The organism is Rhodovulum sp. BSW8 (genome assembly GCF_003314725.1).
Taxonomy (GTDB): Bacteria; Pseudomonadota; Alphaproteobacteria; order Rhodobacterales; family Rhodobacteraceae; genus Rhodovulum; species Rhodovulum visakhapatnamense.
This window is the reverse complement of record NZ_QNVX01000007.1, coordinates 17,020-34,083: the sequence shown is the minus strand read 5'-3', so window position 1 is coordinate 34,083 and position 17,064 is coordinate 17,020. Positions and strand designations below refer to the sequence as shown.

Annotated in this window: 18 protein-coding genes; 7 read left to right on the top strand and 11 right to left on the bottom strand. The window is 67.0% G+C overall.

What is annotated here, in order from left to right; translation table 11 throughout:
* Nucleotides 1-86 precede the first annotated feature (86 nt).
* Together DSD19_RS05930 and DSD19_RS05925 are read left to right on the top strand one after the other, a co-directional pair.
* Entirely contained in the window at nucleotides 87-1,211 is a 1,125-nt protein-coding gene (locus DSD19_RS05930) for a zinc-binding dehydrogenase (protein ID WP_075784440.1), read from the top strand.
* Between the two features lie 36 nt (nucleotides 1,212-1,247).
* The gene (locus DSD19_RS05925; protein ID WP_113668908.1) at nucleotides 1,248-2,174 is read left to right on the top strand and encodes a LysR family transcriptional regulator; all 927 of its coding nucleotides are present in this window, start codon (nucleotides 1,248-1,250) and stop codon (nucleotides 2,172-2,174) included.
* Nucleotides 2,175-2,181: 7 nt separating this feature from the next.
* Here DSD19_RS05925 and DSD19_RS05920 read toward each other — a convergent pair whose 3' ends face one another.
* The 6 genes from DSD19_RS05920 to dapA all read right to left on the bottom strand — a co-directional run bounded on the left by DSD19_RS05920 (nucleotide 2,182) and on the right by dapA (nucleotide 7,926).
* Entirely contained in the window at nucleotides 2,182-3,702 is a 1,521-nt protein-coding gene (locus tag DSD19_RS05920; protein ID WP_113668907.1) for an AMP-binding protein, read from the bottom strand.
* Complete coding sequence (locus DSD19_RS05915; RefSeq protein ID WP_075784443.1) at nucleotides 3,699-4,115, bottom strand: DUF3830 family protein; 417 nt, start codon at nucleotides 4,113-4,115, stop codon at nucleotides 3,699-3,701. Before DSD19_RS05915 ends, DSD19_RS05920 begins: the two co-directional genes overlap by 4 nt.
* 11 nt (nucleotides 4,116-4,126) lie before the next feature.
* Nucleotides 4,127-5,413, bottom strand: coding sequence for a TRAP transporter large permease (locus DSD19_RS05910; RefSeq protein ID WP_113668906.1), 1,287 nt, complete (start codon nucleotides 5,411-5,413; stop codon nucleotides 4,127-4,129).
* Nucleotides 5,413-5,928 carry a TRAP transporter small permease gene (locus DSD19_RS05905; protein WP_113668905.1) on the bottom strand — a complete coding sequence of 172 codons (516 nt, stop codon included), beginning with the start codon at nucleotides 5,926-5,928 and terminating at the stop codon, nucleotides 5,413-5,415. Before DSD19_RS05905 ends, DSD19_RS05910 begins: the two co-directional genes overlap by 1 nt.
* A gap of 80 nt (nucleotides 5,929-6,008) precedes the next feature.
* On the bottom strand, nucleotides 6,009-6,983 hold the full coding sequence (locus DSD19_RS05900; protein ID WP_113668904.1) for a TRAP transporter substrate-binding protein: 975 nt from the start codon (nucleotides 6,981-6,983) through the stop codon (nucleotides 6,009-6,011).
* A 61-nt stretch (nucleotides 6,984-7,044) separates the two neighbouring features.
* On the bottom strand, nucleotides 7,045-7,926 hold the full coding sequence (gene dapA / locus DSD19_RS05895) for a 4-hydroxy-tetrahydrodipicolinate synthase (protein WP_113668903.1): 882 nt from the start codon (nucleotides 7,924-7,926) through the stop codon (nucleotides 7,045-7,047).
* 118 nt (nucleotides 7,927-8,044) lie between these two features.
* Between dapA and DSD19_RS05890 the strand changes: the two genes are divergently transcribed.
* From DSD19_RS05890 to DSD19_RS05875, 4 genes are all read left to right on the top strand, one after another.
* Nucleotides 8,045-8,410: a hypothetical protein gene (locus DSD19_RS05890; RefSeq protein WP_113668902.1), complete on the top strand. Its 366-nt coding sequence runs from the start codon at nucleotides 8,045-8,047 to the stop codon at nucleotides 8,408-8,410.
* 67 nt (nucleotides 8,411-8,477) lie between these two features.
* Nucleotides 8,478-9,620 carry an acyl-CoA dehydrogenase family protein gene (locus DSD19_RS05885; RefSeq protein WP_113668901.1) on the top strand — a complete coding sequence of 381 codons (1,143 nt, stop codon included), beginning with the start codon at nucleotides 8,478-8,480 and terminating at the stop codon, nucleotides 9,618-9,620.
* Nucleotides 9,617-10,060, top strand: a complete 444-nt coding sequence (locus DSD19_RS05880; protein WP_113668900.1) for a MaoC family dehydratase — start codon at nucleotides 9,617-9,619, stop codon at nucleotides 10,058-10,060. The genes DSD19_RS05885 and DSD19_RS05880 overlap by 4 nt, the downstream gene beginning before the upstream one ends.
* A gap of 2 nt (nucleotides 10,061-10,062) precedes the next feature.
* Nucleotides 10,063-10,761 (top strand): GntR family transcriptional regulator, encoded by a 699-nt coding sequence (locus DSD19_RS05875; RefSeq protein WP_113668899.1) that lies wholly within the window; start codon nucleotides 10,063-10,065, stop codon nucleotides 10,759-10,761.
* 33 nt (nucleotides 10,762-10,794) lie between these two features.
* Here the strand turns inward: DSD19_RS05875 and hydA are convergent, their stop codons facing one another.
* The 4 genes from hydA to DSD19_RS05855 all read right to left on the bottom strand — a co-directional run bounded on the left by hydA (nucleotide 10,795) and on the right by DSD19_RS05855 (nucleotide 15,092).
* On the bottom strand, nucleotides 10,795-12,207 hold the full coding sequence (gene hydA / locus DSD19_RS05870) for a dihydropyrimidinase (RefSeq protein ID WP_113668898.1): 1,413 nt from the start codon (nucleotides 12,205-12,207) through the stop codon (nucleotides 10,795-10,797).
* Between the two features lie 79 nt (nucleotides 12,208-12,286).
* A complete protein-coding gene (locus DSD19_RS05865) occupies nucleotides 12,287-13,252 on the bottom strand; it encodes a TRAP transporter substrate-binding protein (RefSeq protein ID WP_113668897.1) in 966 nt (321 codons plus the stop codon).
* Between the two features lie 41 nt (nucleotides 13,253-13,293).
* Nucleotides 13,294-14,574 (bottom strand): TRAP transporter large permease, encoded by a 1,281-nt coding sequence (locus DSD19_RS05860; RefSeq protein ID WP_075784454.1) that lies wholly within the window; start codon nucleotides 14,572-14,574, stop codon nucleotides 13,294-13,296.
* Nucleotides 14,571-15,092: a TRAP transporter small permease gene (locus tag DSD19_RS05855; protein ID WP_075784455.1), complete on the bottom strand. Its 522-nt coding sequence runs from the start codon at nucleotides 15,090-15,092 to the stop codon at nucleotides 14,571-14,573. Before DSD19_RS05855 ends, DSD19_RS05860 begins: the two co-directional genes overlap by 4 nt.
* Nucleotides 15,093-15,340: 248 nt before the next feature.
* Here DSD19_RS05855 and DSD19_RS05850 point away from each other — a divergent pair, with 248 nt between their 5' ends.
* Nucleotides 15,341-16,138: an HpcH/HpaI aldolase/citrate lyase family protein gene (locus tag DSD19_RS05850; protein ID WP_113668896.1), complete on the top strand. Its 798-nt coding sequence runs from the start codon at nucleotides 15,341-15,343 to the stop codon at nucleotides 16,136-16,138.
* Here the strand turns inward: DSD19_RS05850 and DSD19_RS05845 are convergent.
* Entirely contained in the window at nucleotides 16,133-17,059 is a 927-nt protein-coding gene (locus DSD19_RS05845) for a LysR family transcriptional regulator (protein WP_243627737.1), read from the bottom strand. The genes DSD19_RS05850 and DSD19_RS05845 overlap by 6 nt on opposite strands.
* Between the last annotated feature and the right edge of the window lie 5 nt (nucleotides 17,060-17,064).

Below are 17,064 nucleotides of genomic sequence, written 5' to 3'. Positions count from 1 at the left end.
TAATATCGCTTTGCGCGCCGGGCGGGGACGATAGGCTCGGCATGGGACAAGGCCGGATCAACCGGCGGACCTGGGAGGAGCTTTCCATGAAGATCGAGGCTGCCGTGCTGGAGCGCGGCGGGATAGAGAAGGATTTCGAGGCGGCAGAGGCGCTTGCGGTGCGCCAGCTCGATCTGGAGGCGCCCGGTCCGGGCGAGGTGCTGATCCGGGTCGCGGCGGCCGGGGTCTGCCATTCGGACCTGTCGGTGATCAACGGCACCCGGCCGCGCCCGGTGCCGATGGTGCTGGGCCACGAGGCGTCGGGCCATGTCGAGGCGGTGGGCGCGGGCGTCACCGATCTGGTGCCCGGCGATCACGTCGTCTGCATCTTTGCGCCCGGCTGCGGCAGCTGTACCCCCTGCGCCGAGGGGCGCCCGGCGCTGTGCACCCGCGCGGCCAAACATCACGGCGTGGGCGAGCTGATGACCGGGCATCGGCGGCTGTCGATGGACGGGCAACCGGTGCATCATCATGTGGGCGTCTCGGCCTTCGCCACACATGCGGTGCTGGCGCGGCCCTCGCTGGTCAAGGTCGAGGCCGACATCCCGCCGCATATCTCGGCGCTGTTCTCCTGCGCGATGCTGACCGGCGCGGGGGCGGTCTTCAACACCGCCCGCGTCATGCCCGGCAGCAAGGTCGCGGTGGTGGGCCTGGGCGGGGTCGGACTGTCGGCGATCCTTGGCGCGGCCGCGGCGGGCGCGGGCGAGATCGTGGCCATCGACCCCTTCCCCGCCAAGCGCGAGGCGGCGCTGGCGATGGGCGCGACCCATGCGGTGGCGGCCGATGACGATACCGTGGCGGCCGTGCGCGATCTGACGGGCGGCGGCGTCGACGTGGCGCTGGAGCTGGCCGGTTCGGTCCGGGCGCTCGAAACCGCCTATGACGTCACTTGCCGGGGCGGCACCACCGTCACCGCGGGCCTGCCCCATCCCGACGCGCGAATGCCGCTCAACGCCTTGAAACTGGTGGCGGAAGAGCGCTCGCTCAAGGGCAGCTACATCGGGTCCTGCGTGCCGCAGCGCGACCTGCCGCGGATGTTCGCGCTGCATGCGCTGGGGCGCCTGCCGGTCGAGAAGATGCTGACCCACCGGCTGAAGCTCGGGCAGATCAACCTGGCGATGGACCAGCTCGACCGGGGCACAGCGATCCGGCAGGTGATCGAGTTCGACTGACCGGGCGCTGTCGCGGCGCAACAGGGAGGACGAGGCTTGGACATCCGGCAGCTGCGCTATTTTCTGGCGATCTCCGAGGCGCGGTCGATTTCGGCGGCGTCCCAGGCCATTGGCGTGGCCCAGCCCTCGCTGTCGCAGCATGTCCGCCGGATGGAGGACGAGCTGGGCGTGCAGCTGGTCGAACGCTCGCCGCGCGGCACGATCCTGACCGAGGAAGGGCGGGTGCTGGCCGAACATGCGCGCCACATCTGCGCCAGCGTCGACCGCTGCGTCGCCGACATGCACGAGTTGACCGGCGTCCTGCGCGGCCGGGTCAGTTTCGGGATGCCGCCGTCGGTCTCGATGGTGATGTCGGTGCCGCTGGCCGAAACCGTGCGCCACGACATGCCCGAGGTGCGGCTGAGGACGGTCGAGGCGATGAGCGGCTATATCAAGACCTGGGTGCAGGACGGCACGGTGGATATCGGCTTTCTCTATGACCTCGAGGGGGTCGAGCATTTCCGCCACACCCATGTGCTGCAGGAGGATCTGTATTTCCACTCCTCGCCCGATGCCTGGCCGCTCGACACGCCCGCGGGCACGCCGGTGCCGCTGCGCGCGCTGGAAAGGCTTGACATGGTGCTGACCTCGAACGGGCTGCGCCATCTGATCGAGAAATACTGCGTGGCCAACCGGGTCACGCTGAATGTCGTGGTCGAGATGGATGCGATGACCCAGATCAAGGAGCTGGTGGCGCGCGGCTCTGGCTATACCATCCTCGCGCCCGCTGCGGCGCAGGATTTCGTGGCCCGGGGCGAATTGCTGCGCACGCCCATCGTCGAGCCGCGCATGACCCGGCCGGTCTATCTGGTGACCAACCCGGCCCGGGCGATGACCCGGGCCTGCCGCGCGGTGGGCCAGCTGACGCTGGATGTCTCGCGCGAACTGGTGCGGCGCGGCATCTGGGAAGGGCTGACGATCTGAGGTCCGGTCAGGCGTCGGGATCGGGGACCGCGCCCAGGTCGGGCGGTTCCAGAGCGGCGCGGAGCGCCTTGCGGCGGATCTTGCCGAAGCCGTCGCGGGGGAGGGTCAGGCGCAGCTCGAACCGCTTCGGCACCTCGGCGGGCGCCAGATGCGCGGCGCAGAAATCGTGCAGCTCGGCCGGATCTGGCGTCGTGCCCGGGGCGGGCACGATGCAGGCCACCACGCGCTGGCCCCAGTCGCGGTCAGAGACGCCCACCACCACCGCGTCGGCCACCTGCGGATGGCGCAGCAATTCGGCCTCGACCACCTCGGGATGGACCTTGATCCCGCCGGTATTGATGATGTCGTCCGACCGGCCCGCGAGATAAAGATAGCCCTCGTCGTCGAGCCAGCCCATGTCGCCGATGCTTTGAAACCCGTCCTCGTCGCGGCGGGGTTCGGGCGCGTCGGGGCCCAGATAGCGACTGCGGCCGGAAAGGTCCTCGGGCCGCATGAAGATCTCGCCGCGCTCGCGCGGACCCAGCCGCGCGCCGTCCAGCCCGTAGATCCGGATCTCTGTCTCGAAGCCGCGCCCGACCGACCCCTTGCGGTTCAGCCATTCGGCGCCGGTGATGACGGTCTGGCCGGTATTCTCGCCCGAGCCATACATCTCGAAGACGCGGTCAGGTCCCAGCCGGTCGATCCAGGCGGCCTTGAGCCAGGCCGGGCAGGGCGCGCCGGTGTGATAGAAGGCATGCAGGCTGTCGAGCGTCGCGCCGGTGGCGTCGAGCCGGTCGAGCATCCGCACCATCATCGTCGGCACCACCATGGCAAAGCCGACTTGAAAGCGGTCGATGGCAAGCAGCGCCCGGTCGGCGTCGAACTTTTCCATCAGGACCAGGCGGTTGCCCTCGAAAAGCCCGTTCTGCGCCCAGGTCTGGGGTGCGTTATGGGCCAGTGCCCCCGCCACCAGCTGCACCTGATCGGCGTGGAACCCCAGCGCGGGCGCGACCCGGCCCCAGCTGGCGCCGGGAATGCGCGTGTAGGGCCGGTCGTCGGCCATCATCTTGGGCAGCCCGGTCGAACCGCCCGAGAGCACGATCTTGCCCGGGCACGAGACCGCGTCCGCGACCGGGGTCGCGGGGGCGAAAGCCGCCTGGCGTTCCAGCCCGGCGCGGTGCAGATCGCCCGAGCCCGGGGTCTCGGCGATCCAGATCCGGGCGCCGATCCGGGCCTTCAGCGCGGCGGCAAGCTCGGGCGCCAGATGCGGGTCGGCGACCAGGGTCGTCGCCCCCAGCCGCCAGACCGCCAGCGATGTGGCCAGATGGGTGGGCGTGTTCGCGAGCCCGATTCCCACCACATCGCCTTGAACGACCCCGCGTGCCGCCAGCACATGGGCGATACGGTCGACGGCCACGTCAAGCCTGTCCCAGCCAATCGCCTCTTCCTGCCCGTCGGCGGCCAGAAACCGGACAGCCTCGGCTGCGCCGCGCAGGCGCGCGAGCTGGCGCAGGCGCGCGCCGAAGGTGATGGGCCGGGGGGGTGTCACGCGTCGATCTCTTCGAACAGGATGTCCTGGGCGCCCTCATACAGCACCTTGGGTCCGAGGTCCGCCAGTTTGTCGGTATTCGAGGTCAGGGTGATGAAATGGTTGCCCGCAAGCTGGCCGAGCTTCGAGGCGAAATGGACGCCGCCATAGGCCAGCAGGATCTCGGTCTCGCTGATCCCGCCGGGATAGAGGATGATCTGGCCGGGGGCGGGATAGCTGGTGTGGTTCTCGTAGCCGAGGCCGAAATCGGTCTCGCCCAGCGGAATCCAGACGCCCTCGCCCGACCAGCGGACATGCACGACCTGGCCCTTGAACGGCATCTTGGCGCGGAACGCGGCCACGGTTTGGGGGGCTGCGTCTTCGAAACGGGCGTCGAATTCGATCCCGGCGATGGTGACCTTGAGTTTCGTCATGGCAGTATCCTTCAGTCGATGAGGCCGGCAAGGCGCGGCAGGAAAAGCGGAAGATCTGGGATCAGCGTCACCGCGACCAGCACGGCGAAGAGCCCGGCCAGCGGCAGCGCGAGTTTGCGGGCAACCGACAGCACCGGCCGCCCGGCCACGCTGGAGGCCACGAACAGCGAGACGCCATAAGGCGGCGTCACCGTGCCGATGGCGCAGTTGAGGATGATCAGCAGCGAGAAGTGGATCGGGTCCACCCCCATCTGGGCGGCGATGGGCGACAGCACCGGCACGATGATCAGGATCGCGGCGATGGTCTCGAGGAACATGCCGACGAACAGGAACAGCAGGTTCGCGATCAAGAGGAACATCAGCGTCGAGGAGGACACGCTGGCGATCCAGTTGCCGAGAAGCTGGGGCACGTTCGCGTTGGCGATGAGCCAGGAAAAGACGCTGGCGGTGCCGATGATCAGCATCACGGCGGCCGACAGCGACACGGTCCTCAGGATCAGGTCGGGCAGGCGCTTGAGGTCGAGATCGCGGTAGAGGAAGGCGCCGACCAGCAGCCCGTAAAAGCCCGAGACGGCGGCGGCCTCGGTGGGCGTGAAGACGCCGCCCAGAATGCCGCCCAGGATCAGCACCGGCATCCCCGCCGCGGGCAGCGCGGCCCAGCCGGTGCGGATCAGCCGGGCGAAGGTGAAGGGCTCGGTCTCGCGATAGGCGGGGCCCCCCTTCCGGGCATGGAAATAGGCGATGACCATCAGGATCGCGATGCACATCAGCCCCGGCACCACGCCCGACAGGAACAGCGCCCCGATCGAGACATTCGACACGACGGCGAGGATCACCATGGTCAGGCTGGGCGGGATGACCTGGGCGATGGACCCGGCCGAGGCGATGATCGCGGCGCCGAAATCGACGTCGTAGCCCCGGCGGCGCAGCTGCGGCTGCATGATCGCCGAAATCGCCGCCGTGTCGGCCGAGCCCGAGCCCGAGATCGCCGCAAGCCCGGCGGCGGCCAGGCACGAGACCTGCAACAGGCTGCCGATAACCCAGCCGATGACGGCCGAGGCGAACTCGACGATCCGGCGCGAGATCCCGCCCGCATCCATGATCACGCCCGCGAAGACGAAGAACGGGATCGACATCAGCGTGAAGGTGTTCAGCCCGGCAAAGACCCGCTGGCTGACGATGGCGACCGGCACGTCGGTCGTGGTGACCAGCGCGATCACCGCCGAGGCGCCGAGCACGAAGACCACCGGCACCCCCGCCAGCAGCAACAGAACGAAGGCGGCGGCAATGACCAGCATCAGATCGCCTCCTCTTCCTGCCCGGCCGAGGGCGGCGGGAACGGGTCGTCCCAGCGCTGGATCACCGAAAGGAACAGCTCGAGCGCGATATAGGCCGCGCCGACCGGCAGGCAGAGATACATGTACATCATCGGCACCCGAAGCGAGGGCGAGGTCTGGAATTCGCCCATGCGGATCAGCGGCTGGCTGCCCCAGGCGAGAACCGCAAGGAAGGCGGCCGAGACCAGGGCGATGAAGACCAGAGCGGCCCGCGCCCAGGGCCGCGAGAACCGGGCCGGGATCATGTCGATGGCGACATGCTGGCCGCGCGCCATGGCGACGCCCGCTCCCAGCAGCACCAGCCAGATCTGGCAGAAGGTCGCGACCTCGGAGGCCTGCGCGATGGAATAGTTGAACACGTAGCGTCCGGCGACCTGCACCAGCACGGCGGCCATCATTACGGAAAACAGCAGGATCACCACGCCCGAAACCAGCCGGCGCAAGAGAAGCAGGACTTTTTCGATCAGCGTCAGCATGGCGAGCCCCCTTTGGCGGTTACAGATAGGAAAGCCCCGGCCGCGGAGTGTCCGCAGCCGGGATGTCAGGAAGGGGCGGGTTATTCGACCGCCTGCAGAAGCTCGAACAACTCTTTCTGCGCCGGCGTCGTGACATATTCGGCCTGGATCGGCGCGGCGGCGGCGCGGAAGGCGGCGGCGTCGGGATGGGTGATGGTCACGCCCGCCGCCTCGAGATCCTTGACGCGCGCGATATCGCTCTCGCGATAGGTCTGGCGCTGGAACTGGCCCGCGCCCTTGCCGGCCTCGTCCAGCGCGGTCTGCACGTCGGCGGGCAGCGCCTGATAGGCGGCCTCGCCCATGATCACCGGCGCCACCAGTTCGAGCCAGCCGATCATCGCCCAGTCCGGCGACACCTCGTAGAACTTCTTGGCAAAGTAGTTGGTGTTGGCGGCCTCGGCCCCGTCGACCACGCCGGTTTCCAGCGCGCCGTAAAGCTCGGTATAGGCCAGCGGCGTCGGGTTCGCTCCGAAGGCCTTGAAGGTGTCCACATGGGCCGGGTTCTGCATGGTGCGGATCTTCAGGCCCGCCAGGTCGTCCATGGTCTCGATCGGCGTCTTGGTCATGATGTGACGGGTGCCGGCCGAGAAGAAGGTGATCAGGTGGAACCCCTTCTCGCCGAGGATCTCCTGCGCCTTGGCGATCACCGCCGGGTCGCTCAGCGCGCGGTCCATCTGCTCGGCATCCTGGAACAGGAAGGGCAGGCTGAACACCGTCAGGTCGGGTACGAAGTTCGCCAGCGTCTCGTTCGAGGTCACGGCGATGCCCACGGTGCCCATCTGGGTGCCCTGGATGCTTTCCATCTCGTCGCCGAGCTGGGCATTGTCGAAGACCTGGATGGTGGCCGTGCCGCCGGTTTTGTCTTCGAGGATCTCGGCCATCTTGCGCATGCCGACGCCATAGGGCTCTTCGGCATTGGCGTTGTGGCTGGCCTTCAGGGTGATGTCCTGCGCGAAGGCCGGCAGCGCGGCCGAGGCGCCGAGCGCGAGGCAAAGGGCAAGGTTCGTCAGTTTCATCAGGCGTTTCCTTTGGTTGTCTCTCTGTTGGGGCGAAGGTCCGCGACCGGACCGGGGGCGTTCAGGCTGTCGCCAGCAGCCCGAGATCGTCGAGAATGCGGCGCAACTCGTCCTGCCGCGCCTGCGGCAGCGGCAGCCGCGGTGGGCGCGGGTCGCCCATCGGCCGGCCGATCATCTTCATCGCCGCCTTGGTGGCCGAGACATAGAGATCGCCCGCCAGCGCGTTGATCAGCGGCAGGCATTTCACGTAGATCTCGCGGCCCTTGGCGGCATCGCCGTCGAGGGTTTCGGTGAACATCTGGGCCGAGAGGCGCGGCGAGATATTGGCCATGACCGAGCTGTAGCCCTCGGCCCCGCAGCGGTAGCTTTCCCAGGGGTAATAGCCCGCGAAGACGGTCAGCCGGTCGCCGCACAGCTCGGTCAGTTCGGTCACCCGATGAACGTTCTTCGAGGTGTCCTTGATGGCGACGATATTGTCGATCTCCGACAGCCGCGCGACCAGCGGCGCGGTCAGATCGACATTGGCGGTGAACGGGTTGTTGTACAGCATGACCGGAATCGAGAGCGCCTCGGCCACCCGGCGGAAATGAGTGAACAGCTCGTCCTCGGTCGGTGAGGAATAGTAGGGCGGGACCAGCATCACCCCGTCGGCGCCCAGGGCTTCGGCATCCCGCGACAGCGCGATTGCCTCGTCGGTCCATTCGGCGGCGGTGCCGATCAGCACCGGCACCCGGCCCGCGGCCTGGCCGATCACCGCCTCGGCGACCTGCCCGCGTTCCTCGCGGGTCAGCGACAGGAATTCGCCGGTCGAGCCCAGCGGCACCAGCCCGTGCGCGCCCTCGGCGATCTGCCAGTCGGTATAGCCGCGCATGGCGGGCAGGTTGATCCGGCCCTCGTCGTCAAAGGCCGTGACGCAGACCGTGTAGCTTCCCCTGAATCTCATCCCGAGTCCTATTTTAGATCGCAAACTGTTTCTTGAAGAATTGATCTGATCATGTATCCGGTCAACATCCGGCCCCGCTCCGGGCGCCGGCCGACCCCGTCCCGACAGGAGATCGCCCATGCCCTTCATCGAAGTCTTCGACCGCGAACCCGTGCAGGAAACACGGGCACTTGCCACCTCCCTGATGACCGATGGTCTCTGCGCAGCATTCGGAATCAAGCCGGAAATCGTCACTGTCTATTATTTTTCGACGCCCGAAAATTCCTACGGACATGCCGGAAAATATGGCAAAAGTGCTGAAGTCTTCCGCATTTTTGCAAAGGTGCATGCCTTCCCCAGGGCGGCCGAGGCCAAGGCCGAGGCGGCGCGCGCCCTGACCGGCGCGCTTTGCCGCGCCTATGGCGCGCAACCCAAGGACGTCATCGTCTACTTCTTCGACCGCGATCCGGGCGATGCCTTCCATGGCGGTGTCGCTTCGGCTTGACCCGGGCCTGTCGGCACGGAATGCTTGTGATCAGATTTATACGGATAGACTCCAAAGGAGATCGCTCTTGGATCAGTTCTTCACCGAAGAGCAGCGCATGGTGCGCGACACCGCGCGCAAGCTCAGCGATCAGGTGATCGCCCCCGCCGCCGCCTCCATCGACCGCGACGATGTCTTCCCCCGCGCCATCTACGAGACCCTTGCCGAGCAGGGGCTGTTCGGCGTCGCCCTGCCCGAAGAGGCGGGGGGTGTCGGGCTCGACGCCATGGCCGCCTGCATCGTGATGGAGGAAATCGCGCGCGGCTCGGGCGCGGTCGGCAATGCCTTCGCGATTCCGGTCGAGGCGGCGCTGTTCCTGAACCATCATGGCAGCGAAGAGACCCGCAAATGGATCCCCGGCATCGTCGAGGGCCGGGTCATTCCCGCCACCGCCGTCACCGAACCCGATTGCGGCTCGGACGTCGCCGCGATGAAGACCACGGCCCGGCGCGACGGCGACGACTATGTCATCAAGGGCACCAAGGCCTGGGTCACCTTCGGCGAGATCGCCGATGTCGTCATGGTCTTCGCCAAGACCGATCCCGAGGCCGGGCATCGCGGCATTTCCTGCATCCTGGTCGAGACCGACCGTCCCGGCGTGCATCGCGGCAAGTCCGAGGATTTGCTGGGGATGCATGGCCTTGCCGATTGCATGCTCAGCTTCGACGAGGTGCGGGTGCCGGTCGCGAACCGCATCGGGCCCGAGCATGGCGCCTTCAAGATGGCGATGGAGAATTTCAACTTCTCGCGGCTGATGATGTCCTCGATGGCGCTGGGCATGACCCAGGCCGCGATGGAGGATGCCGTCGCCTATGCCAATGACCGGCGCCAGTTCGGCAAGCCGATCTTCGATTTCCAGGCGATCCAGTTCATGATCGCCGACATGTCAAAGGACATCGCCGCCGCCCGCCTGCTGATCCATCACGCGGCAAAGCTCTACGATGCGGGCCATCCGATCGCGCTGGAGGCCGCGCAGGCCAAGCTGTTCACCACCGACATGGCGCAGGTCCATATCTCGAACGCGCTGCAGATCCATGGCGGCAACGGCTATTCCCGCGAGTTCCGGATCGAGCGGCTGTTCCGCGACGTGCGGCTCAGCCAGATCTACGAGGGTACCAACCAGATCCAGCGCATGATCATCGCACGCCAGGTGCAGAAAGCCTACGCATGAGCCTTTATTTCGAAGACGTCGAGGTCGGGGCGCGGTTCACCACCGCGTCCCATGTGATCACCGAAGCGGACATCGCCGATTTCTGCCGGCTGACGCGGGACCGTCACCCGCTGCATACCGACGAGGCCTATGCCAGGCAGGCCGGGTTCGACGGCATCATCGCCCATGGGCTCTACGGGCTGGCGTTGATGGAGGGGCTGAAGACCGAGTTGCAGCTTTACGAGGACAGCTCCATCGCCTCGCTCGGCTGGAACCATGTCCGCTTCGTCCATCCGATGGTGGTGGGCGACGAGGTGCATGTGGAAATGGAGTTTACCGCCAAGCGCGAAAGCCGGACGCGGCCCGCCGGTGTGATCACCGAGACCGTGTGGCTGCTGTTTCCCGACCGTTCGCCCGGGATTTCCGCCGAGCATGTCTCGTTGATCCGCAAGCGAAACTGACTATGGTCGCGCCCAGCCCGGCCCCGCGCAAGGACAGCAAACTGGAACCCGCCGCCAATTCCGTTGACCAGGCCACCCGCCAGATCCGCGAGGCGATCCTCGCGGGCCGCTTCGCGCCGGGCGAACGGCTGAAGGTGGCCGAGCTGGCGGCCTCGCTGGGCTTCTCGACCATGCCGCTGCGCGAGGCGCTTCGAAAGCTCGAGGGCGAGGGGCTGGTCGAGATCGAGCCCAATCGCGGCGCCACGGTGCGCAGGCTCGACCGCGCCTATATCTCGGATCTGTTCGAGCTGAATACCGAGCTGCGGATCTTCGCGCTCAGGCGTGGGATGCGCAACCTGACGCTTGAGCGGCTGAAGGAACTCGAGGCCCTGGCCGAAACCTATGCCGCGCATCTGGCAGCGGGCGCCGAGGTCGAGGCGCTGGAGATCAACCGCCGCTTCAACGCCCGGCTGGTCGAGTTCGGCGGCAATCGCGAGGCGCTGCGGATGTTCCTGCGCGGCTGGGAGCTGATCTTCGCCTTCCGCCGCAGCTTCGGCTACGGGCCGGGGCGGCAGGCGGTGCTGGCCGAGGAAATGACGCTGATGGTCGAGGCGCTCAGGCGGCAGGATCTGCTGGCGGCCGAGGCGATCCTGCGGATGCAGAACGCGGCGATGATGGAAGATCTCGCCGCGCGGGTCGATCCGGATGGCAGCCGGGCCTGAACCCCGCCGCCATCGGCTCTTTTCCTGCCCGGCTCAGCCGGGAAAGGCTTTGCCGCTGATCTTGCGGGGCAGGTACTGGCCATCTGCGGCGCTGCCGGTCACTTCGCCATCGGCGGCGACAGTCTTGCCGCGCAGGATCGTCCGGACCGGCCAGCCCTTCACCGCCATCCCCTCATAGGGGGTGTAGTCGCAGCCGTGATGCATCTTGGCCTGGGTGATGGTGGTCTCGATCTCGGGGTCCCACAGCGCGATGTCGGCGTCGGCGCCGATGGCGATGGTGCCCTTCTTCGGATAGAGCCCGTAGAGCTTGGCCGGATTGGTCGCGGTCAGCGCCACGAAGCGTTCGGCCGAAATCCGCCCCTTCGAGACGCCTTCGGAAAACAGCACCGGCAGCCGCGCGGCGACCCCCGGAATGCCGTTCGGCACCCATTTGAACGAGGTCCGCGCGCCCTTCACGTCCTTGCCTGCCGGGTCTTCATAGCGGAACGGGCAGTGATCGGACGAGAAGATGTCGAAGGTGCCGTCCCGCAGCCCTTCCCAGATCGCGGCCTGGCTGTCGGTGTCGCGCGGCGGCGGCGAGCAGACATATTTGGCGCCCGAGAAATCCATGTTCAGGCCCTTCAGGTCGTCCCGGGTCAGGGCGATGTATTGCGGGCAGGTCTCGGCAAAGATCTTGCGGCCGCGCCGCTTGGCCCACTGGATCTGTTCCATCGGCTCGCGGCCCGAGACATGGACGATCACGATCGGCACATCGGTCAGCTCGGCATGGCTGATGGCGCGGTGGGTGGCCTCGCGCTCGGCCACGGCGGAATGCGAGATCGCGTGGTAATAGGGCGCGGTCTTGCCGGCCTCTTCCAGCTTGCGGGTCATGAACTTGATGGCGTCATGGCCCTCGGCATGGACCATCACCAGCGCCTTCTCGCGCCGGGCGGTATCGAACACCTCCAGCAGCTCGGCATCGTTCAGGATCAGGTCGTCATAGGTCATGAAGACCTTGAACGAGGTGTAGCCGTCCTTGATCAGCGCGGGCAGCTCCTGGCCCAGCACCTGCGGCGTCGGGTCGGTGATGATCAGGTGGAAGGACACGTCGACATGGCACTTGCCCTCGGCCGACGCGTGATAGGCCTGCACCGCCTCGCGGAGCGTCTGGCCCTTCTGCTGCAGCGCAAAGGGCAGGACGGTGGTGTTGCCGCCCGCCGCGGCTGACCGGGTGCCGGTCTCGAAATCGTCGGCCATGACCACGCCGCCGCCCTGGGGCTGGGCCAGATGAACATGGGCGTCGATGCCGCCGGGCATCGCCCAGAGACCGGTCGCGTCGATTTCCTCGGCGGCCGCGCCGACCTTTTCGGCGATCTCGACGATGCGGCCGTCGCGGATGCCGATATCGGCGACATAGCGGTCGGCGGCGGTGACGATCTGGGCGTTTCTGATGGCTAGATCAAGCATGATTGGGGTCGGCTTTCATCTCTGAACGGAAACCGCGGCCCTTGCTTGGGGCCGCGGCCTTGGACCTTGCGGGTCGGGTTTATTTGGCGGTCAGCGCCTCGAAAAGCTTCTTCTGGCCGGGGGTCGTCAGTTCGCTTTCGTAAAGCGGCAGCGACGCCTTGCGGAACGGTTCGACATCGGGCCGGGTGATGGTCACGCCCTCGGCCTTGAAGCTGTCGATCAGCGGCTGTTCCTGATCCTCGACATATTGCCGTTCCCACCGGGCGGCTTCCTGGCCCGCTTCCATCAGCGCGGTCTGGATGGTCTCGGGCAGCGCGTCATAGGCGGCCTTCTGCATCACCACCGGGGCGGTCATGTTCAGCCAGCCCACCAGCGCGAAATCGGGCGCGACTTCGTAGAACTTCATGCCGTCATATCCGGTCGAGGCGGCCTCGGCCCCGTCCACGACGCCCGATTGCAGCGCGCCGTACAGTTCCGAATAGGCCATCGGCGTCGGGTTGGCGCCATAGGCGCGCCAGGCCTCGACATGGACCGGGTTCTGCATGGTGCGGATCTTCAGCCCCTTGACGTCGTCGATGGTCTCGACCGGCTGCGAGGTCATCAGGTGGCGGATGCCCGACGAAAACACGCCCAGAAGCTGGAAGCCCGAGCCGTCCGCGCTGTCCTCCATCAGGTCCCAGTTGGCATCGACCTTCTCGCCCAGCGCCGAGATCGACGGGAAGAGGAACGGCATGTCGAAGACGCGGAAATCCTCGATATAGTTCGACAGAAGCGAGTTCGAGGTCATCGACATGTCGAGCGAGCCCAGCATCACGCCCTCGATCAGCTGCGCCTCGTCGCCAAGCTGGCCGCCCGGGTAGATTTCCAGCGTGGCGGCGCCGTCGGTCTTTTCTTCCAGCAGCTCGCGCATCTTCTGCAGGCCCTTGTCCTGCACCTCGTCGGCGGCGTTGGTATGGGCCACCTTGAAGGTGTAGTCGGCCGCCAGGGCGGGCGCGGCCGTCAATGCGGCAACGACCGCGAGGGAGGACAGGACTCTGTTGGACATCCGGAGGGTTCCTTTTCTTGGTTAAAGAGCGAACGGCCCGGTCATTTCATCATGACCGACGGCAGCCAGAGCGAGACGGCCGGAACGAAGGTGACCAGCACCAGCGCCACCAGCATGCACAGGAACGGCAGCCAGATCCGGCGCGAGACCTGCTCGATCCGCCGCCCGGCCACGGAGGAGGCGACGTAAAGGCAGATCCCGTAGGGTGGCGTGATCAGCCCGATCGAGAGATTAAGCGCGGTGATGATGCCGAACTGCACCGGGTCGATGCCATAGCTGCGGGCGATGGGCAGCAGCACCGGCAGCAGGATCAGCACCGCCGAGATGCTTTCCATGAACATGCCGACGACCAGCAGCAGCAGGTTGACGATCAGCAGGAAGGCGATCGGGTTCTCGGTGATCCCGGTCAGCCAGGCGCTCAGCATCGCCGGAAAGCCCTGGGTCGCGATGATCCAGGTGAAGACCGAAGCGGTCGAGATGATGATCAGGACCGTGGCCGACAGGCTGATCGCCTTCAGCAGGATCCGCGGCAGGTCGCGCGGTTTCAGTTCCCTGTAGATGAACATGGTCACGATCAGCGTGGAGAACAGCGCCACGCAGGCGGCCTCGGTCGCGGTGAAGACGCCGCCGACGATGCCGCCGATGATCACCACTGGCACCAGGAGGCCCGGCGCCGCGTCGAGGAAGGTGCGGCCGAGACGCTGAAACGTGAAGGCCTCGCCGTCGCGATAGGCCGGGCCGCCGCGGCGGGCGAACAGCCAGGCGCCCAGCATCAGCCCGGCCATGACGATCAGCCCCGGGACGATGCCGCCCAGGAACATCGCGCCGATCGACTGGTTGGCGGTGACCGCGATCACGATCATCACGATCGAGGGCGGGATGATCGAGGCCAGCGAGCCCGAGGCGGCGATGATCGCCGCCGCCAGGTCGATGTCGTAGCGGCGCTTCTTCATCTCGGGCACCATCACCGCGCTGATCGCGGCGGTATCGGCCGAGCCCGAGCCCGAAATTGCCGCCAGCCCGGTGCCGGTGACGACCGAGACCATGTAAAGACTGCCGGTGATCCAGCCGACCAGCGCGCCTGCCAGCGCGACGAAGCGCCGGGCGATGCCGCCGGCCTCCATCAGCAGCCCCGAGGCCACGAAGAACGGAATGGCCATCAGCGTGAACGAGCTGATACCGCCATAGACGCGCTGGGCGACGATCGAGATCGGGGCGGTCGTGGTCAGTTCGATCGCAACGAGCGCCGCGATGCCGAGCGCAAGCACGATCGGAATGCCCGAGATCAGCAGCAGCAGAAACCCTCCGACGGCCCAGATCATATGCCGTTCTCCTCTGGGGGCTCGGCGCCGGGGCGCAGGATGCGCGGAATGCTGGACAGGGCGAATTCGAGAAGGAAGTAGCCAAAGCCCACCGGCAGCGCCGAATAGGGAATGGCCAGCGGAATCCTCAGCGCCGGAGACTTGACCATCATCCCGATGGCGACCATCGACAGCGATCCGACCACCACGACGCCGAGAAACCACGCCCCAAGCGCGAAGGCCGCGATGTTGAAGACCCTTTGGACGGCCAGCGGCGCCTTCAGGATCAGGACATCGACGCCCACATGCTGGTTGTGGCGCATCGCGATGCCCGCCCCCAGCAGCGCCAGCCAGATCTGCGCGAACGTCGCGGTCTCTTCGCTCCAGGCAATGGAATAGTTGAAGACATAGCGTCCGACGATCTGGATCAGGACGGCCAGCGCCATATAGGCCAGAAGCAGAATTGCGGCGCCGTCCACCGCTCTGCGGAGCGTCCAGAGCATCAGAGACAGGCCCTTCCAGACCGTGCTCGAAGCCATTCTCGAAGCCACTGGCGACACGTCATGCTCGGCCGAGCGGTCTGGCACCGGCACACCTCCTGTCCATCAATCCGGGCGGAAAATCCCGCCGTGCGTTGTCCTGTTGCGTGAGGTTATCCGCAAAGACGGGGGGCGAAAGGAAGAGGGCTATTATGAAAGTGGAGGGAACTATTTAATCCGGTGTTTTCGCGAATACTCCGCTTGAAAACAGGGTAACCTGCCAGGAGGCAAAACAAAAGTCGAACAGGATGCAAGCAGCGTTGCCGCTGCGGAGGGTATTTTCTGTGCAAAGTGAAGGCGCCATCGGCCCGGAGATTGGGCTGGCTTTCTGCCTTTTGGGACGTGCCGAGGCGATCTTGCTCGCCAAAGGTGCAGGATTCGATTTCGCGGTCATGGATATGGAGCATGGGCCCATCGGTCTGGCCGATCTGGGGCAGGCGGCGGCGGCCGGGCTGGCGGCCGGGGTTCCGGTCTATGCGCGGGTCACCGGGCCCGGCTCGCCCGATCTTGCGCGGACGCTCGATTGCGGCGCGGCCGGGGTGATCGTGCCCCATGTCGACAGCGCCGATCAGGCCCGCGCGGTGGTCCGCGCCTGCCGCTTTGCGCCGGTCGGACGGCGGGCGCTGCCGGGTCCGTTGCCGGTCGCCGGGTATCTGCCGCTGCCGGCTGCAGATCTGGTGGCGCGCGCGGACAACGGGCAGGTGATCGCGATGATCGAAAGCGCCGAGGCGCTGGCGGCGGTCGAGGAGATCGCGGCGGTGCCGGGGCTCGACGCGCTGATCATCGGCACCAACGATCTGGCCGACGGCATCGGGCTGCGCGGGCAGGTGGGCCATCCCGACCTTCTGGCCGCCTTCCGTCGCATCGCGGCGGCGGCACAGGCCCGCGGCCTGGGTTTCGGAGCCATGGGGCTGCCGCCCGCACTGGTGCAAAGCCACGCGGTTGCGCTGGGCGCGCGGCTGGTGGTCGCGACGAACGAAACCAATCTGATCGTCGAAGGCGGGGCGTCGGTTCTGGCCGGGTTGCGTCGTCGCGCGGCGTCATGAGGCGTCGCGTTCGGCCTCGGCCCGGACCTCGGCGATCTGGGCCTGAACCCGGTCGGCGAAAGCGGTGATCAGGCGCCGGGTCTGGCGCGAGGTGGTCTTGGTGCGCGAGGTTGCGGCCGACAGCTCGAAGCTGAGCGCGGGCGCGTAGGCGCGCACCACCAGCCCAGGCCGCAGCACGGTCTGGGCGGACAGCTCGTCGATCAGGGTCACGCCGCAGCCTTCGCGCACGATCCGCGCGGCTGCGTTCATGAACCGGGTCTCGACCGCGGGGCTGTAGACATGGCCACTGGCGCGGAAGCTGTCTGCGATCATCAGCCCGATCCGGTTCGACACCTGCGGGCCGACCATCTGCCGCCCGATCAGGTCGCGCGGCGTCACTGCCTCGAGCCGGGCCAGCGGGTCGTCGGCGGGGCACAGGCAGACCGCGCGCAACTCGGCCAGGGCTTCGTAATCGAGCGCCTGGCGTTCATAGGCCGCGATCACGAAGGCGACATCGGCCAGCCCGTTCTCGACCACCTGCAAGACGCTGTCGAGCGGCCGGGTTTCCAGCGAGATCTGCACCTTGGGGTACTGCCCGGCATAATCGGCGATGACCCGGGGCAGCACCGCCTCGGACAGCTCGGCGGTCGAGGCGATGCGGATCCGGCCGATCCGCCCGCGCCTGAGATCGGCGGCGCGCTGGTTCACAGCGTCGCGCAGCAGGAACAGGGGTTCGGCCTCTTCCAGCAGGATCAGCGCCTCTTCGGTCGGCACCAGCCGGTTCGAGACCCGCTCGAACAGCGGAAAGCCCAGCACCGTCTCGATATGGCGGATGGTGTTCGAGACCGAAGGCTGCGACATGCCCAGTCGTTCGGCGGCGCCGACGGTGGTGCGGTACTGCACCACCGCGCGCAGGATCTCGAGCTGTCGCAGGTTCAGCATGGGGC

What these genes read in the sequence shown, in the direction of transcription:
- DSD19_RS05930 (WP_075784440.1), top strand. Translation starts at nt 87, where the DNA reads ATGAAGATCGAGGCTGCCGTGCTGGAGCGCGGCGGGATAGAGAAGGAT.
- DSD19_RS05915 (WP_075784443.1), bottom strand. Translation starts at nt 4,115, where the DNA reads ATGACGAAACTCAAGGTCACCATCGCCGGGATCGAATTCGACGCCCGT.
- DSD19_RS05910 (WP_113668906.1), bottom strand. Translation starts at nt 5,413, where the DNA reads ATGCTGGTCATTGCCGCCGCCTTCGTTCTGTTGCTGCTGGCGGGGGTG.
- DSD19_RS05905 (WP_113668905.1), bottom strand. Translation starts at nt 5,928, where the DNA reads ATGCTGACGCTGATCGAAAAAGTCCTGCTTCTCTTGCGCCGGCTGGTT.
- DSD19_RS05900 (WP_113668904.1), bottom strand. Translation starts at nt 6,983, where the DNA reads ATGAAACTGACGAACCTTGCCCTTTGCCTCGCGCTCGGCGCCTCGGCC.
- dapA (WP_113668903.1), bottom strand. Translation starts at nt 7,926, where the DNA reads ATGAGATTCAGGGGAAGCTACACGGTCTGCGTCACGGCCTTTGACGAC.
- DSD19_RS05890 (WP_113668902.1), top strand. Translation starts at nt 8,045, where the DNA reads ATGCCCTTCATCGAAGTCTTCGACCGCGAACCCGTGCAGGAAACACGG.
- DSD19_RS05880 (WP_113668900.1), top strand. Translation starts at nt 9,617, where the DNA reads ATGAGCCTTTATTTCGAAGACGTCGAGGTCGGGGCGCGGTTCACCACC.
- DSD19_RS05875 (WP_113668899.1), top strand. Translation starts at nt 10,063, where the DNA reads ATGGTCGCGCCCAGCCCGGCCCCGCGCAAGGACAGCAAACTGGAACCC.
- hydA (WP_113668898.1), bottom strand. Translation starts at nt 12,207, where the DNA reads ATGCTTGATCTAGCCATCAGAAACGCCCAGATCGTCACCGCCGCCGAC.
- DSD19_RS05865 (WP_113668897.1), bottom strand. Translation starts at nt 13,252, where the DNA reads ATGTCCAACAGAGTCCTGTCCTCCCTCGCGGTCGTTGCCGCATTGACG.
- DSD19_RS05860 (WP_075784454.1), bottom strand. Translation starts at nt 14,574, where the DNA reads ATGATCTGGGCCGTCGGAGGGTTTCTGCTGCTGCTGATCTCGGGCATT.
- DSD19_RS05855 (WP_075784455.1), bottom strand. Translation starts at nt 15,092, where the DNA reads ATGGCTTCGAGCACGGTCTGGAAGGGCCTGTCTCTGATGCTCTGGACG.
- DSD19_RS05850 (WP_113668896.1), top strand. Translation starts at nt 15,341, where the DNA reads ATGCAAGCAGCGTTGCCGCTGCGGAGGGTATTTTCTGTGCAAAGTGAA.
- DSD19_RS05845 (WP_243627737.1), bottom strand. Translation starts at nt 17,059, where the DNA reads ATGCTGAACCTGCGACAGCTCGAGATCCTGCGCGCGGTGGTGCAGTAC.